The following is a 17078-nucleotide window of genomic DNA, read 5'->3' on the forward strand; positions in this document are numbered from 1 at the left end:
AAAAGTTGAAATGAATAAACTTTACTTACTCATACTTGGCTTACTATTCAGTTTGGCATTGTTTGCCCAACCGGCAAATGACGAATGTAGTTTTGCTACTACAATTACTCCAAACGGAAGTTGTAATGCAGGTACAACTGTAGGTGCTAATGATAGCTGGTCGGGAACAGTAGGCTGTCAAAGTGGTAATAACCATAGAGATGTATGGTATACATTCGTCTCCACGGGAACTACACTTACTGCAAATATTACAGCCGGCACATTAACAGGAAATATTGAGTTTATTCTTGTTTCAGGCGATTGCGTTTCAGGATTTACGTTAGCCGGTTCTGTTTGTGGAGCCTCCCCAATGTCCACCACAATTTATGGGTTAGATCCCGGAGTTACCTATTACTATACTATTTCTTCCTCTACAAACTCACAAGGAACATTTACAAGTTGTATCACTACAACAACACCTCCTCCTTCCCCGGGACAAGATTGTTCCAATGCGGCAATTTTATGTAATGCCGATCCGTTTTCCCAAGCAGCATCCAATGCCGGATTTGGTGCACAGGAAGTTACAACAGCTAATTCATGTTGGGGAATTGGTGGAGAACGTCAATCAAAGTGGTTTAAGTTTACTGCAGGATGCTCAGGCACCCTTGAGTTCAATATTACCCCTATAAATTCTTCAGATGATTACGACTGGTCGCTTTGGAATATTACAGGTAATCCAACAGGTTGTACAACAAAAGGAACTTCTATTGCTTGTAACTGGAGCGGTTGTTCAGGTTCAACCGGTATAAGTTCTTGCCCCAGCAGTGAACCCGGTCGGCAAAACTGTGGCTCAGCTACCGGTGGAGACCCTTGTGGATCGGGAAGTAAACCAAGGGCATGGGGTAACTGGTCATCACCGGGAGGCGGAGCATCTAGCTGCCAAAGCAATACAGTAAACATTGTTGCCGGTAACACCTATGCATTGCTGGTAGATAATTTTGTTGCTTCAAACAGTGGATTTAGTTTAACATTTGGCGGGGCTTGTGGCGGAGGTACTGCAACCATTGGACCCAATGCAGATTTTACTTATGCTGCTGCAACATGTGGCTCATATAATTTTACCAAAACCTGTCAAACATCTAACTCAACATTTCTTTGGCAATTTGGAGACGGCACTACTTCTACATCACAAAACCCATCGCATACATATACCGCATCGGCTGTTTATACAATAACCTTACAGGTTACTGATGCGTTGGGTTGTATTGCTACTTTTTCTGAAACAGTAAATATTACCGCTACTGCAGAGCCACTTGTTACATCACCCGTTAATTACTGTCAAAACGATGTTGCATCAACCCTTACTGCTACAGGCTCCAATTTACTATGGTATACAGCGCCAACAGGGGGAACAGGCAGTTCTACAGCGCCGACTCCATCTACAGCAACTGCAGGTACAATAAGTTATTATGTTACACAAACTATATTGGGATGTGAAAGTCCAAGAGCCAAGATCGATATTGTTGTTGCCGCTGCTTCTACTAGTAATACATCATTAAGCATATGTCCTTCGGCATTACCTTATACATGGAATAGCTTAACATTCAATGCAGCAGGTTCGCAAACAGCTCATTTTACCAATAGTGTCGGATGCGACTCTGCCGCTACTCTAACACTAACGGTAAAGGCTAACACAACAAGCAATACCTCTTTAAGTGTTTGTTCTTCGGCTTTGCCTTATACGTGGAACGGATTAACATTCAATGCAGCAGGTTCACAAACAGCTCATCTTACTAATGCTGCAGGATGTGACTCGGCGGCAACATTAACACTTTCAGTAGGCTCCGCTACTACCAGCAGTACCTCATTAAGCATATGTCCTTCGGCACTACCATATTCTTGGAACGGACTAACATTCAATGCAGCTGGTTCGCAAACGGCTCATATTACCAATAGTAGTGGGTGTGATTCGGCAGCTACGTTAACACTAACGATTAAGGCTAACACCACAAGTAGCAATACACTGAGTATATGCCCGGCTTCATTACCATATTCATGGAATGGATTAACATTTAATGCAGCAGGAACTCAAACGGCACATCTTACTAATGCTGCAGGATGCGACTCAGCTGCCACGTTAACACTTACGGTTAAAGCCAACTCAACAAGCAGTACTTCACTAAGTATATGCCCTTCGGCATTACCGTATATATGGAATGGATTAACGTTTAGTGCAGCTGGTTCACAAACGGCTCATTTTACTAATAGTGTCGGATGCGACTCCGCCGCAACATTAACACTAACAGTCAAGGCTAATACAACAAGCAGTTTTTCATTAAGTATTTGTCCATCTGCATTACCGTATTCATGGAATGGATTAACGTTTAATGCAGCCGGTACACAAACAGCACATCTTACAAATGCTGCAGGGTGCGATTCTGCAGCAACATTAACACTGACTGTAAAAGCAAATACAACAAGTAATTCTTCATTAAGTATTTGTCCATCCGCATTACCATATGTCTGGAACGGATTAACGTTTAATGCAGCCGGAACACAAACAGCACATCTCACAAATGCAGCAGGATGCGATTCGGCGGCTACGTTAACACTTACTATAAAAGCTAATACAACAAGCAGTACATCATTAAGTATATGCCCTTCGGCGTTACCGTATTCATGGAATGGATTAACGTTTAATGTTGCCGGCACTCAAACAGCACATCTTCCTAATAGTGCAGGATGTGATTCGGCGGCTACTTTAACACTGACTGTTAAAGCGAATTCAACAAGCAGTTCTTCATTAAGTATATGTCCTTCGGCGTTACCGTATTCATGGAATGGATTGACATTTAATGCAGCCGGTACACAAACAGCACATCTTACTAATTCGGCAGGTTGTGATTCAGCTGCAACATTAACACTTACTGTAAAGGCAAATACAACGAGCAGTACTGCACTAAGTATTTGCCCGGCTGCATTACCATATACCTGGAACGGATTAACGTTTAATGCTGCAGGTTCGCAGACTGCACATCTTACAAATGCAGCCGGATGCGACTCTGCCGCAACGCTAACATTAACGGTTAAGGCAAATACGACAAGCAATACTTCATTAAGTATTTGCCCGGCTGCATTACCATATATATGGAATGGATTGACATTTAACGGTGCAGGATCGCAAACTGCTCATTTCACCAACAGTGTAGGATGTGATTCGGCGGCTACGTTAACATTAACAGTAAAAGCAAATACAACAAGCAGTACAGCATTAAGCATCTGCCCTTCGGCTTTGCCTTATACCTGGAATGGATTAACATTCAACGCAGCAGGTTCGCAAACAGCGCATCTTACAAATGCTGCAGGGTGCGATTCGGCAGCCACACTAACGTTAACGGTTAAATCTAATACAACAAGCAACACTTCATTAAGCATCTGCCCATCGGCATTACCGTATACATGGAATGGATTGACATTTAACGCTGCAGGATCTCAAACAGCTCATCTTACAAATGCTGCCGGGTGCGACTCTGCTGCCACACTAACGTTAACGGTTAAATCAAATACAACAAGTAACACTTCATTAAGCATTTGCCCATCGGCATTACCGTATACATGGAATGGATTGACATTTAACGCTGCAGGATCTCAAACAGCTCATCTTACAAATGCTGCAGGGTGCGACTCTGCTGCCACACTAACGTTAACGGTTAAATCGAATTCAACAAGTAGTACTACATTAAGCATTTGTCCATCTGCTCTTCCTTATACATGGAATGGATTAACTTTTAATGCAGCAGGTACACAAACAGCGCACTTTACCAATAGCGTTGGATGCGACTCCGCTGCTACATTAACACTAACGATTAAAGCGAATTCAACAAGCAACTCATCATTAAGCATTTGCCCATCTGCACTTCCATATATCTGGAATGGATTGACTTTTAATACAGCAGGCTCACAAACAGCTCACTTTACCAATAGTGTTGGATGCGACTCCGCTGCAACATTAACACTAACAATTAAGGCCAACACAACAAGCAATACTTCGTTAAGTGTTTGCCCTTCTTCAATACCATACGTTTGGAACGGATTAACGTTTAATGCAGCAGGTACTCAAACAGCACATCTGACAAATAGTGCAGGTTGCGATTCGGCAGCAACGTTAACATTGTCAGTAGGTTCCAATATCACGAATAATATTTCATTAAGTGTTTGCCCAAGTGATATGCCTTACACATGGAATGGATTGACATTTAGTGTTGCCGGGGCTCAAACAGCGCATTTTACAAATAGTGGGGGGTGCGACTCAGCAGTAACATTAACTTTAACTGTAAAGGCAAATACCACCAGTAATACTTTGTTAAGCATTTGTCCTTCTGCGTTACCTTTTTCATGGAATGGATTGACATTTAATGCAGCAGGTACTCAAACGGCGCATCTTACAAACAGTGCAGGATGTGACTCTGCCGCTACTTTAACATTAACTATAAAAGCAACTACTTCAAGCAATAGCACATTGAGTGTTTGTCCAGCCGATTTACCATACAGTTGGAATGGATTAACATTTAATACTGCAGGAACTCAAACGGCACATCTTACTAATGCGGCAGGGTGTGATTCGGCAGCAACATTATCACTTACTGTAAAAGCGAATACAACGAGTAATAGCACATTGAGCATTTGTCCTATTGATCTGCCATATACATGGAATGGATTAACTTTTAATACAGCAGGTTCGCAAACAGCACATCTTCCTAATAGTGCAGGATGTGATTCGGCGGCTACGTTAACACTAACTGTAAAAGCAAATACTTCAAGCAATGCTTCATTAAGTGTTTGTCCGAGTGATTTGCCATACACTTGGAATGGATTAACGTTTAATACTGCAGGAACTCAAACGGCACATCTTACAAATGCAGCAGGATGTGATTCGGCGGCTACTTTAACGCTTACTGTAAAAGCTAATACCACAAGCAATACAACGCTGAGTCTTTGTCCGGCCGATCTACCTTATTCATGGAATGGGCTAACATTTAATGCAGCAGGTACACAAACAGCACATCTCACAAATGCAGCAGGATGTGATTCGGCGGCTACGTTAACACTTACTGTAAAAGCAAATACTACAAGCAGTACTTCGTTAAGCGTATGCCCGGTTGATCTACCGTATACATGGAATGGACTAACATTTAATGCAGCAGGTACACAAACAGCACATCTCACAAATGCAGCAGGATGTGATTCGGCGGCTACGTTAACACTTACTGTAAAAGCAAATACTACAAGCAATGCTTCATTAAGTATTTGTCCAAATGATTTACCATACACATGGAACGGATTAATTTTCAATAACGCTGGTACACAAACGGCGCATTTCACAAATGCAGCAGGATGTGATTCGGCGGCTACGTTAACACTTACTGTAAAAGCAAATACTACAAGCAGTACTTCGTTAAGCGTATGCCCGGTTGATCTACCGTATACATGGAATGGACTAATATTTAATGCCGCAGGTACACAAACAGCACATCTCACAAATGCAGCAGGATGCGATTCGGCGGCTACTTTAACACTTACTGTAAAAGCAAATACTATAAGCAATGCTTCATTAAGTATTTGTCCAAGTGATTTACCATACACATGGAATGGATTGACATTTAATGCAGCAGGTTCACAAACAGCGCACTTCACAAATGCAGCAGGGTGTGACTCTGCCGCAACATTAACACTGACTGTAAAAACCAACACCACTAGCAGTTCGTCATTAAGCGTATGCCCATCTGCATTGCCTTATACCTGGAATGGATTAACTTTTAATACTGCAGGGACTCAAACAGCACATCTTACTAATACTGCAGGTTGCGATTCGGCGGCAACATTAACGCTAACAGTTAAAACAGATTTTACAAGCAATACAACTTTAAGTATTTGTCCGAGTGACTTGCCATATACCTGGAATGGATTAACGTTTAATAGTGCAGGAACGCAAACTGCTCATCTTACCAATAGTGTTGGGTGCGACTCGGCGGCGACGCTAATACTAACGGTTAAGGCTAATACAACAAGTAATAACACACTAAGTATTTGTCCGGCTGATCTACCTTATTCATGGAATGGATTAACATTTAATGCAGCAGGTACACAAACAGCACATCTCACAAATGCAGCAGGATGCGATTCGGCTGCAACACTAACGCTTACCGTAAAAGTTAATACAACAAGCAATACAACACTAAGTATTTGTCCAAGTGATTTACCATACACATGGAACGGATTAATTTTCAATAACGCCGGTACACAAACAGCGCATCTACCTAATAGTGCAGGTTGTGATTCGGCTGCAACGCTAACGCTTACTGTAAAAGCTAATACTACAAGCAATGCAACGCTAAGTATTTGTCCAAGTGATTTACCATATACATGGAATGGATTAACATTTAATGCAGCAGGTACACAAACAGCACATCTCACAAATGCAGCAGGATGCGATTCGGCGGCTACGTTAACACTTACTATAAAAGCTAATACTACAAGCAATGCTTCATTAAGTATTTGTCCTAGTGATTTACCATACACATGGAACGGATTAATTTTCAATAACGCCGGTACACAAACAGCGCATCTACCTAATAGTTCAGGTTGTGATTCGGCAGCTACACTTACTGTAATTGTAAAAGCTAACACAACAAGTAATAACAGTATTAGCATTTGCCCATCGGCATTACCATATACATGGAATGGATTGACATTTAATGCAGCTGGCACACAAACTGCTCTGCTCACAAATGCAGCAGGATGCGATTCGGCAGCTACATTAACAGTAATTATAAAAGCTAACACAATAAGTAATAATAATATTAGCATTTGTCCATCGGCATTACCATATACATGGAATGGATTGATATTTAATGCAGCCGGTACGCAAACAGCACACCTCACCAATAGTGCAGGGTGCGACTCTGCTGCAACACTAACGCTTACTGTAAAAGCTAATACTACAAGCAATGCAACACTAAGTATTTGTACAAGTGATTTACCATATACATGGAATGGATTAACTTTTAATACTGCAGGGACTCAAACAGCGCACCTTACAAATGCTGCCGGGTGTGATTCAGCAGCTACTTTGACGCTGATAGTTAAAGCAAATTCTTCAAGCAATAATGTATTAAGCATTTGCCCATCGGCTTTACCATATACATGGAATGGATTAATATTTAATGCTGCCGGTACACAAACAGCGCATCTTACAAATGCTGCCGGATGTGATTCAGCAGCTACTTTGACGCTGATAGTTAAGGCAAATTCTTCAAGCAATAACACATTAAGTATTTGCCCATCGGCATTACCATATATTTGGAATGGATTAACTTTTAATACTGCAGGGACTCAAACAGCGCATTTTACAAATGTAGCAGGATGTGATTCAACAGCCACACTAACACTTACAGTTAAAGCTGCTTCTTCAAGTAACAATACAGTAAGCATTTGCCTTTCTGCATTACCTTATACATGGAATGGATTAACATTCAATGCAGCCGGTACGCAAACAGCACAGCTTATCAATAGTGCAGGGTGTGACTCCGCAGCTACACTAACAGTAACGGTTAAATCAAATTCTTCAAGTAACAATACAGTAAGCATTTGCCCATCAGCATTGCCATATACTTGGAACGGATTAACATTCAATGCAGCTGGAACACAAAGTGTTCATTTTACAAACAGTGTGGGTTGTGATTCAATTGCCTCTCTAACATTAATTGTAAAAGCTAATTCTTCAAGTAATAACACATTAAGTATTTGCCCATCGGCATTGCCATATACATGGAATGGATTAACATTCAATGCAGCTGGCACGCAAACAGCACACCTTACCAACAGTGCAGGGTGTGACTCTGCAGCAACACTAACACTTATTGTAAAACAAAATTCTTCCAGTAATACGACTGTAAACATTTGTCCTTCTGCATTACCATATTCATGGAACGGATTAACATTCAACGCAGCCGGAACACAAACAGTACATTTTATCAATAACGCAGGATGTGACTCCACTGCCACCTTAACGGTAATAGTAAAAGCAAATTCTTCAAGTAACAATACATTGAGCATTTGTCCTTCCGCATTACCTTATACATGGAATGGATTAACATTCAATGCAGCAGGAACTCAAACAGCACAGCTTACCAATAGTGCAGGGTGTGACTCTGCAGCTACATTAACACTAACGGTTAAGAATACTTCATCAAGTACAACGACTGTTAACAGATGTACATCTGCATTACCATTTATCTGGAATGGATCAACATATACTTCTGCAGGTACTTACATTAAACATTTGACCAATGCTGCCGGATGTGATTCTGTAGCTACATTGGTATTAACAGTAACAACACAAAAAGTTCCGGTATTTAATGCAGTAGCACCAATTTGTAAAGATGCTCAATTAAATGCATTACCTGTAATATCTGTCAATGGCATTACAGGAACCTGGAGTCCGTCTATTGATAACACTAAAACAACCACCTATACTTTTACTCCTGCTGCATCCGAATGTGCAACAACTACTTCGTTAACGATCACAGTTATACCAATACCGGAAATAAATCCAGCTACAGTAAGTATTTGTAACGGTGGTACAGCCACTATACAATTGACAAGTAATATTCCTGCAACATTTACCTGGGCTGCTTCAGACAATCCGGCTACAATAGGAGAAACGCTTTCTCAACAGACAACCGGCATCATAACAAATAGCATTACTAATACATCCAATGTTGTACAAACAGTATTATATAATGTTATTGCAAGTAGTTCAGTAACAGATTGTCCTTCAGGAAGCCAAACTGTAACGATCAAGGTAAATCCAAAAGTACCTGCATTTGCCGGTAAAGACACCAATGCTGTAATTGGCAAACCATTACAACTAACAGCAACTGGCGGTGTTAGTTACCAATGGAACCCCGGCGGTTTACTAAACAACTCTTCAATTTCTAATCCGATTGCTACTTTATCAGGAGATACCAGGTTTGTAGTGAAAGTAACCGATAATTTAGGTTGTGTAGCATTTGATACTATTCTCGTTAAAGCTTATCAGGAATCTACATTCTATGTGCCTACAGCATTCTCACCCAATGGCGATGGGTTAAACGATGTATTTAGACCAATACCTGTTGGCATTGTAACTTTCGAATGGTTTAGGGTTTACAACAGATGGGGTGAATTGGTATTTGAGAGCAATGAGTGGATGAAAGGCTGGGATGGCATTTACAAAGGTGAGAAACAACCTGAAGGTACATTTGTATGGCAGGTGAAAGGAAAAAATATAAACGGCAAAGAAATTTATCTTAAAGGGCCGGTCGTTCTTGTAAGATAATTTATGTACGATTTGGGATGTACAATTTACGATGTTATTAAATTCAATACATCTTCTGAACCAGACAATCTTTATTAAATTGTTACTATTAATGCAGGATTGTAAGTTTATTCGGAGAATTAATTTTTAACGAAGCATTTGGATTTACAGTTACACTTCTAACTGAAGTATTAGAACTTAAAATTGGTGTACCGATATTTATTATTACATCTGTATTAGCATCTGGTAAAATACCACATCCCCAATTGGCAGGAGTTTCCCACGCATTGCTAACTGTACCCAGCCAGTAACCCTTGAACTGCAGCATATTTTCATTACTATAAGTAATGTTTGAATTATTTGTGATCTCACATCTATACAAATAACCGTACATAGATGTAGGTGCATTTATAAGCTTAAGCGTATCTGTCGTTGCACCTGCGTAAAGTGAACTATTACTTATATTCGTATATCCGCTACCGGTATTAACTTGCCATTGATAAGTATTTCCGGGGGTATTATTTGTTGCAAATTTTATACTACTGTTTGTACAATTAGCAGTATAGTTTGTTAGATCATACGCAAAGTTGTCATAACGAAATTTTCTTATCTGAAGGCTATCTAAAACTTTTGCTTCGGTACCATCGGCATAGTAATCAACTGTACCATTGTCGCATATTAAATGTATAAATAGAACACTCCCTATTTGTTCAGTAACCATTGCTTCGGGGTGGCCATCTGCATCACCGTTAGAAGATATCTGAGCCAGTTGATCTAATCCGGATAAATTAAGTTTAGTTAACTTAGAATAGCTACTAGTGGTGGTAATTGGATTCATTCCTGGATCTGTCGGCACTTTCCCATCCCATAAATAAACCGCCGGAATTCCACCGCCAGTATATAAACCTGCAACAATCAAATATAAATTAACACCTACTCTTTCAACACTTCTTATCCCTAGTCCCTCTAGATCAAACAAAATCGGCTCCGCTATAGAAGGCACTCCACTCACAGATCCATTTGCATTCATGATTGTTTCAAAATTTGTGACCGGAGCAATTATGGCATATTTTCTATTTGAACTATTAGGTGTTGTTCCTTTTACAGGTACACACGGAGCTCTAAAACCTATATAACCTGTATCTCCACCATGCGTAACCGTTAGTCCTTCTACATTAAACCCATCTAATAGTTTTGGGATTTTGCCGGAGGCAGCAGATGCTGTAAAGTTCCAGGACTTACTATCCCCCCAAGTTATTAATGCAGCCCTGAATTTTGTAGAATACCCTTTTACAGACAATGTGCTATTTGCTCCTGCACCAGTTACTTCTGTAGCAATAACTCTGTTTCTATCAGCTTTCAGATTACCACTTTTGCTGTTACCAAGAGACCCGATCCAGTAAATCCGTTTTCCTGTATTATACTTTACACTTAATGAAGATCCTTCCAAATCACATTCTTCAGATGCTCCAACAGCAGACTGTATATTTATATTATATAAATCTATCCCTGAGTTTTTTCTGTTATACAAGCGAAGTATATTGGTTTCATCATCACAAACAAACATATAGTCATCATCAATAGAAGTTGCACCTGATGCATCAGCCATATTCATCGGCCAAATTGTTTTATCAGGATGTGCAGATGCTGCAGAAACTGCATAGGTTACTTTGTATGTTGAAGAACTTCCATCTGCATTGGATGCGATAATTGATACAGTTGCATAACCAACTGCAATTGGAGTAATTTTTAAAGTATAGATACCTCCCGATTCTACAAAACTGATATTTGCGTTAGGTAAAACTGAAGTTTTATTACTGGTAACAGATATAGAGGTAGGGGTATTGGTAATCGTAAAATAAATGCCATAAAAAACAGCGGGGTCTGTCGGGTCATTCAGCGTACTGCTTACATAAGATGTTTTACCGCTGCCTGAAACTATACTCAGATATGGTTTAGATGTGCCGGGATAAACAGGCTGTGTAACGGAGGCAGATAATACAGGTTTGGCTGAAAATGCAATGGCGGATATCAGCAAAGAAGAGAAAAACAGGAAAAGATTCTTTTTCACTTAATATAAAATTTTGACTAACCTCTTACCAAAGTACCAACCTTCTCTCCGGTTACTACTCTTAATAAATTGCCGGGCTTATTCATATCAAAAACAATGATCGGCAATTCATTTTCCATACATAAAGTAAAAGCCGTCATATCCATTACTTTTAAATTTTTACTGATACAATCAGCAAATGTTATATGGCCAAACTTAGTGGCAGTTGGGTCCTTTTCAGGATCAGCTGTATAAATACCATCTACCCTTGTTCCTTTTAAAATTATATCAGCTTTTATTTCTATCGCTCTTAATGAGCCCGCCGTATCTGTAGTAAAATATGGATTTCCTGTACCGGCACCAAATATTACAACTCTACCTTTTTCTAAATGTCTCATTGCTCTTCTTCGAATATATGGCTCAGCAATTTGTTCCATTTTTATGGCGCTTTGCAAACGGGTATATACACCGGCTTTTTCCAATCCGCTTTGCACTGCCATTCCATTGATCACCGTAGCCAACATCCCCATATAATCGCCTTGTGCCCTTTCAATACCTGTTTCCGCCTCATTCATTCCTCTGTAAATATTACCTCCACCAATTACGATAGCAACCTGTACCCCTAATTCTGTAATGGATTTGATATCCTGTGCATATTGCGCAATCACATCGCTATCCAAACCAAAATTTTTATCTCCCATTAAAGATTCGCCGGAAAGTTTCAGAAGTACACGTTTATATTTAGGAAGCATGCTGGAATTGAGAATTAAGAATTAAGAATTAAGATTTCGCTGCGAAGATATAGATTTTAAACGGGTTAGATAATTTTCAATGTAAAAAAACGGTTAACACAAATTAATGTAAACAGTATTCTGTAAAATGCATTTCTTTTAGTTAAACACCATAATCTTAAATTTTTTTTAGCGAGCAGAAAATTATTATTCAACTCATAAATACCCACTATCGGGTATTTGAATTCGACACATTATCAGCTACTTTTAAATAAAACTATTTTATGAGTAATGTAACTAAATGGATGAGCTGGGAAGGTGGAGTTGATCTGGTAGCTGTTACCAGTCCTGATCTTCAAATGCCAAATGTAATTGTACATCTTGGTCGCATGGTAAACACACCTGTTGGAAATGCCCCAAGCGGAATGATCTTTTGGCAACCCGATACAAATGCAGCGCCATTGGTAATGGGTTTTGTAAGTACCAACCCAAAAGTTGGTGCCTATTTCGGACCTAATATTTTTGCAGATACTCCTTTTGAACAAGCTCCGGTACTGGATGCTCAGATTGAAATAATTACTACTGCTACATCAGCTTATTCAAAATGTGTTGTGGGTGGTTTTACTTTTGAAGTAGAAATGAGCGATCTCTCGGCTCCTTATCTTATTAACAGAACACCCTCTGCAATGCCTCCGTTTCATCAACAAGGCGTGGAAATGAGTTGTGGCAAAACAATTTTAAAAGTAAATGGAGAAGTGATCAATATTATCATTCCACCGGTGGGCATCACAGGCGGACCAGCAAGTGTTGTATCACCAAACGGAGTTTACGCCAGATAATTTTTATATGAAGAAGATATTATTCCTATTGTTAACAGCATTTATTGCAGTGAATATTCAAGCTCAGCTTAATGCTGAACAAAAAAAGATCAAACAGACCTTTTTCGATTTTCTTGCATTCTATAAAAAAAACGAAAAGAAATTCAACTCCTTCCATTTGTATAAAGGACAAGGAAAGGAATATTCACCGCCCTTTAAAATTCAATGGAAAGAGGTTGAAAAATATTTTGCGTACTTGCGTAAAAGTGTACCGTATGTTGGTGAGGCTTATATCAAAGCAGAACGAAAACATTTTAAAGATTCGGAACATTATTTTAAAGAAAATCCGGAAGAAGAAATTGCCGTAGGTTTTGATTACGATCGGTGGGCCGGTGGACAGGAGAGTATTGAATATACGTATAAATGGTACACATCTCCCAAAAACAAATACATTGTAGAGATCAATAGAGACACAGCAGTTTTAAAAATTGGCTCTGAGCTTTGGGAAGGAGCCGAAGAAAAAGACAGAGTTTGGAATTATGTGCCATTTGTAAAAGAAAAAGGCAAATGGAAAATGGCTGATAACATACTAACAATGGATACTGAGGAAGATGCGCCCCCGCTTATAGATGAAACTGTAAAATAAATTTCATGAAATATTTATTCATTTTAAGTTTGATATTAACGGTATCTTGCAATAGATCATTAAGTGAAAAGATAAAGGATGAGCTAAGTAAACATATTGAGCCAAAAGATAGTGTCATTAATAAAATGAAGATCGGAGAAACATTTGTTCTGGAAAGCAGTGAGGTAGAAGGTATAGATAGGGAGCGCTACAAAGAGTTTGATTACTGGAAAGAAATTGATACGAATTATTTCAAGTATGTTGCCAGTAAAGAATTCAGCGACCCCGAAATGGCAGGTGGCAGTTCTACAACTTTAGAAATACAAAAAGCTATTAAAGCCGGATATACAGAAGTAAAATTTTACAAACGAAAATACTATGGCAACAAAGCTATGCCCGATTCAATTAAAAGGGATACTGCAAGCATTTTATACAACACGTATAAATTTGAAATAAAGTAATTTAATATTGTTGGATGAAAAAAACATTTATAACCTGCGTCATTTGCGTGAGCAGTTTTTTTATTTGCAAAGCTCAATCTTCACTAGACTTAACTATAAATGATAAGCTAATTTATCTAGTAAATGTGGGAGGTGATGAATACGATTTTACACTAAAAATAAAATCTCTTGCCCCTGCTTTTACTTTTGCATGGCAAATGACCAATGAAGATTTTAACTATGGCCGTATAGAAGTTACACCAACTGCGATGGATACCTCTAAAAAAATGCATAACTATTTTATTAATGGCTCCAAGACATTGACTGATGCCACTTCAGTTACATTAAGTAAAGCTGCATACAAAGAAATAGTTCAAAATAAAAAAGTGAGTTTGTGGGATGGTGATAAAGAGTTTGTCTTTGAAAATTCTGATGAAACAATTTTTGCTATTGAGATCAATGGAGATTACAAAACAGTAGAAGCTTTTTATCTATCGGATGAAAACAGGAATGACATTGTAGTACTCAAAAACCCAAACTACCCCTTGATTTTACGAATGAATATTGGTTGGAGTATTAATTTAAGCACAATAATTCCTGCAGGTAAAACAACTACCGACCTATCGACGTTTATCAGCAAAGAAATTGCAGTTCCATCGTTTCTCTATGAGAAGCTAAGTAAAAGTTCAGTTGTTGCAACAAAAGATCTAACAGAAATCGGAGTTCCTGAAAAACCCAATACTTACACTGAATATTTTTCTCATATAGAAGGATTAAACGTAAAAACTCACAATGATACTGTCACGGATATTATTTACTATCCTACTCAAATTACACATAACAACCATACATATTATGGTGGAGATATTTCTATTCCACAACTTTCATCCTACATTTTCAACAGGGCAACTGCAAAGAAATTTATCAAAGCAAAATTTGTTAAAACCTCTTCGTATGATACTGATATCTATGAGGCTTCAAACGGCACCATAATGGAATTGCATTATACTGCACCCAAGAAAACAATCGATGGAATTGAGTTCGTATCAACAAATAGTAAAACACCTAAAACTAAACAAGCATTGGCCTTTATAACTTTCCGGAAAAAATAATTACTCTTATTGGAAACGAAAACAAAAAGGCTGTTCAATGAACAGCCTTTTTGCTTATTTGTACTAATTTCTTAGCCTAATGCTACTCTTTTAAAATCAATAACTTTTAAATCGGCATCAATAGATTTTAAATAATCAGATACTGATTTAGCGTTATCTTTTACAAAAGGTTGAGCCAACAAAGTATTTTCTTTGAAGAATTTATTTACTTTACCTAATGCAATTTTCTCAGCCATTTCAGCAGGTTTACCTTCGGCTTTGATTTGTTCGATAGCAATTTCTTTTTCTCTTGCAATTGTTTCTGGAGCAATAGAAGTTTCATCAACAGCTAACGGATTCATTGCTGCAATTTGCATTGCCACATCTTTACCTGCATCAGCTGCTTCTTTGTTGAAGCTAACTAAAACACCCATACGATTTGCACCATGGATATAACTTGCTACGTATTCAGCTTCTACTCTTTCAAAACGAGATACTGCAATTTTTTCTCCTATCGCTGCTAATTTATCGTTGATCAAATCGGCCACTTTTGCACCGTTGATCGATACTTCATTCAGTTCTTCGCCGGTTTTTACATTATTAGCAATTGCAGCATCAGCAATGCTTTGAGCAAATGCTACGAAATCTGCGTTTTTGCTTACAAAGTCAGTTTCGCAACTGATACAAAGAACGATACCAGCTTTATTATCTGCTGTAGTTTTAGCTAAAACCACACCTTCTTTTGCTTCTCTGTCGCTACGTTTAGCTGCTACTTTTTGTCCTTGTTTACGTAACCAGTCAATCGCTGCTTCAAAATCTCCATTGCTTTCTGTTAAAGCTTTTCTACAATCTAACATACCTGCACCGGTAGTTTGACGTAATTTATTTATATCTGCTGCTGTTATTGTTGCACTCATGATAATTAAAAATTAAAAATTAAAAATTAAGCGTCAAAAGTTTTCAGTAACCTCAAACTTCCAACTTCAAACCTCCAACTATTTTGCTGCAGGTTTTCTACCGCCGGCACCCGGACCCGGTACTCTTCTTTTTGGTTGAGAAGCTACACCTCTTCCACCACCACGCCTGTTTCTATCATCACCGGCTGCATCTTGTTTTTGTTCAAAACGAGCTGCTTTTGCTTCTGCAGTTTCTTCTGTATCTACATTGCTGTCTTCTTCATCTTTTTCTGCTTGACGCTCAGATAAACCTTCAGCGATTGCTGCAGTTAAATAGTTAACGATGATCGCAATAGATTTTGTAGCATCATCATTTGCAGGAATTGCAAATTCAACTTTATTAGGATCACAATTCGTATCAACCATACCAAAAGTGGTAATATTCAAACGTTTTGCTTCAGCTAAAGCGATGTGTTCGTGACCGATATCAACTAAGAAAATAGCGGCCGGTACACGACTGATCTGTGCGATACCACCTAATACTTTCTCCATTTTATCTTTATCACGAGTTAATGTTAATCTTTCTTTTTTAGTAAGATTATCAATACTTCCGTCGTTCAACATTTTTTCGATGCTCTGCATTTTTTTAACACTTTTACGAACTGTGTTAAAGTTGGTAAGCATACCGCCTAACCAACGTTCTGTAACGTAAGGCATGTTGATACGTTTAGCACAATCAGAAACGATTTCTTTCGCTTGCTTTTTTGTAGCTACAAACATTATTTTCTTACCGCTTTTAGCGATAGATTTTAATGCCGCTGCAGTTTCCTGCAAACCTTCTACAGTTTTATTAAGATCGATAATGTGAATACCTTTCTTTTCTGCAAAAATGTATGGCAACATTTTCGGGTTCCACTTTTTCTTTAAGTGACCAAAGTGTACGCCTGCTTCTAAAAGCTGTTGTTGTAAGGAAGTGTTATTTTCCATTGTTTATAATTGAAGTAGTTTTTAATTTAGTTTTAAGCTGCAAGCTGCAAGCTACAAGGGTGTAAGTATAATGCTTGTCCCTTGTAGCTTGTAGCTCGAAACT

General features: G+C 38.6%; 9 protein-coding genes. 5 read left to right on the forward strand and 4 right to left on the reverse strand.

Translation table 11 applies throughout. The features are described 5' to 3' along the window. The first annotated feature begins 10 nt into the window (after nt 1-10). Nucleotides 11-9358, forward strand: a complete 9348-nt coding sequence (locus ACQ33O_RS02630) for a PKD-like domain-containing protein (protein WP_430994000.1) — start codon at nt 11-13, stop codon at nt 9356-9358. A gap of 88 nt (nt 9359-9446) precedes the next feature. On the opposite strand, the gene ACQ33O_RS02635 is transcribed toward ACQ33O_RS02630, so the two are convergent. Continuing rightward, nucleotides 9447-11408 (reverse strand): hypothetical protein, encoded by a 1962-nt coding sequence (locus ACQ33O_RS02635; protein ID WP_430994001.1) that lies wholly within the window; start codon nt 11406-11408, stop codon nt 9447-9449. A gap of 17 nt (nt 11409-11425) precedes the next feature. Then, entirely contained in the window at nt 11426-12139 is a 714-nt protein-coding gene (gene pyrH / locus ACQ33O_RS02640; RefSeq protein ID WP_430994002.1) for a UMP kinase, read from the reverse strand. Nucleotides 12140-12402: 263 nt separating this feature from the next. Between pyrH and ACQ33O_RS02645 the strand changes: the two genes are divergently transcribed. Genes ACQ33O_RS02645 through ACQ33O_RS02660 form a run of 4 tightly spaced genes read left to right on the forward strand, consistent with a single transcriptional unit; the run spans nt 12403 to nt 15113 of the window. Next, a complete protein-coding gene (locus ACQ33O_RS02645) occupies nt 12403-12957 on the forward strand; it encodes a hypothetical protein (RefSeq protein WP_430994003.1) in 555 nt (184 codons plus the stop codon). A 7-nt stretch (nt 12958-12964) separates the two neighbouring features. Continuing rightward, entirely contained in the window at nt 12965-13582 is a 618-nt protein-coding gene (locus ACQ33O_RS02650; protein ID WP_430994004.1) for a hypothetical protein, read from the forward strand. Nucleotides 13583-13587: 5 nt separating this feature from the next. Continuing rightward, a complete protein-coding gene (locus ACQ33O_RS02655) occupies nt 13588-14022 on the forward strand; it encodes a hypothetical protein (protein ID WP_430994005.1) in 435 nt (144 codons plus the stop codon). 14 nt (nt 14023-14036) lie between these two features. After that, on the forward strand, nt 14037-15113 hold the full coding sequence (locus tag ACQ33O_RS02660) for a hypothetical protein (protein ID WP_430994006.1): 1077 nt from the start codon (nt 14037-14039) through the stop codon (nt 15111-15113). A gap of 71 nt (nt 15114-15184) precedes the next feature. Here the strand turns inward: ACQ33O_RS02660 and tsf are convergent, their stop codons facing one another. Together tsf and rpsB are read right to left on the reverse strand one after the other, a co-directional pair. Beyond that, nucleotides 15185-16009 carry a translation elongation factor Ts gene (gene tsf, locus ACQ33O_RS02665; RefSeq protein ID WP_430994007.1) on the reverse strand — a complete coding sequence of 275 codons (825 nt, stop codon included), beginning with the start codon at nt 16007-16009 and terminating at the stop codon, nt 15185-15187. A gap of 78 nt (nt 16010-16087) precedes the next feature. Then, the gene (rpsB, locus tag ACQ33O_RS02670) at nt 16088-16975 is read right to left on the reverse strand and encodes a 30S ribosomal protein S2 (RefSeq protein ID WP_430994008.1); all 888 of its coding nucleotides are present in this window, start codon (nt 16973-16975) and stop codon (nt 16088-16090) included. Between the last annotated feature and the right edge of the window lie 103 nt (nt 16976-17078).

The sequence above is a fragment of the Ferruginibacter sp. SUN002 genome (assembly GCF_050611725.1).
Lineage (GTDB): Bacteria > Bacteroidota > Bacteroidia > Chitinophagales > Chitinophagaceae > Ferruginibacter.

Excerpts from the sequence above, each read along its gene's own strand:
- tsf (WP_430994007.1), bottom strand. The coding sequence starts at position 16,009 with ATGAGTGCAACAATAACAGCAGCAGATATAAATAAATTACGTCAAACT.
- ACQ33O_RS02655 (WP_430994005.1), top strand. The coding sequence starts at position 13,588 with ATGAAATATTTATTCATTTTAAGTTTGATATTAACGGTATCTTGCAAT.
- pyrH (WP_430994002.1), bottom strand. The coding sequence starts at position 12,139 with ATGCTTCCTAAATATAAACGTGTACTTCTGAAACTTTCCGGCGAATCT.
- ACQ33O_RS02630 (WP_430994000.1), top strand. The coding sequence starts at position 11 with ATGAATAAACTTTACTTACTCATACTTGGCTTACTATTCAGTTTGGCA.
- rpsB (WP_430994008.1), bottom strand. The coding sequence starts at position 16,975 with ATGGAAAATAACACTTCCTTACAACAACAGCTTTTAGAAGCAGGCGTA.
- ACQ33O_RS02645 (WP_430994003.1), top strand. The coding sequence starts at position 12,403 with ATGAGTAATGTAACTAAATGGATGAGCTGGGAAGGTGGAGTTGATCTG.
- ACQ33O_RS02660 (WP_430994006.1), top strand. The coding sequence starts at position 14,037 with ATGAAAAAAACATTTATAACCTGCGTCATTTGCGTGAGCAGTTTTTTT.
- ACQ33O_RS02650 (WP_430994004.1), top strand. The coding sequence starts at position 12,965 with ATGAAGAAGATATTATTCCTATTGTTAACAGCATTTATTGCAGTGAAT.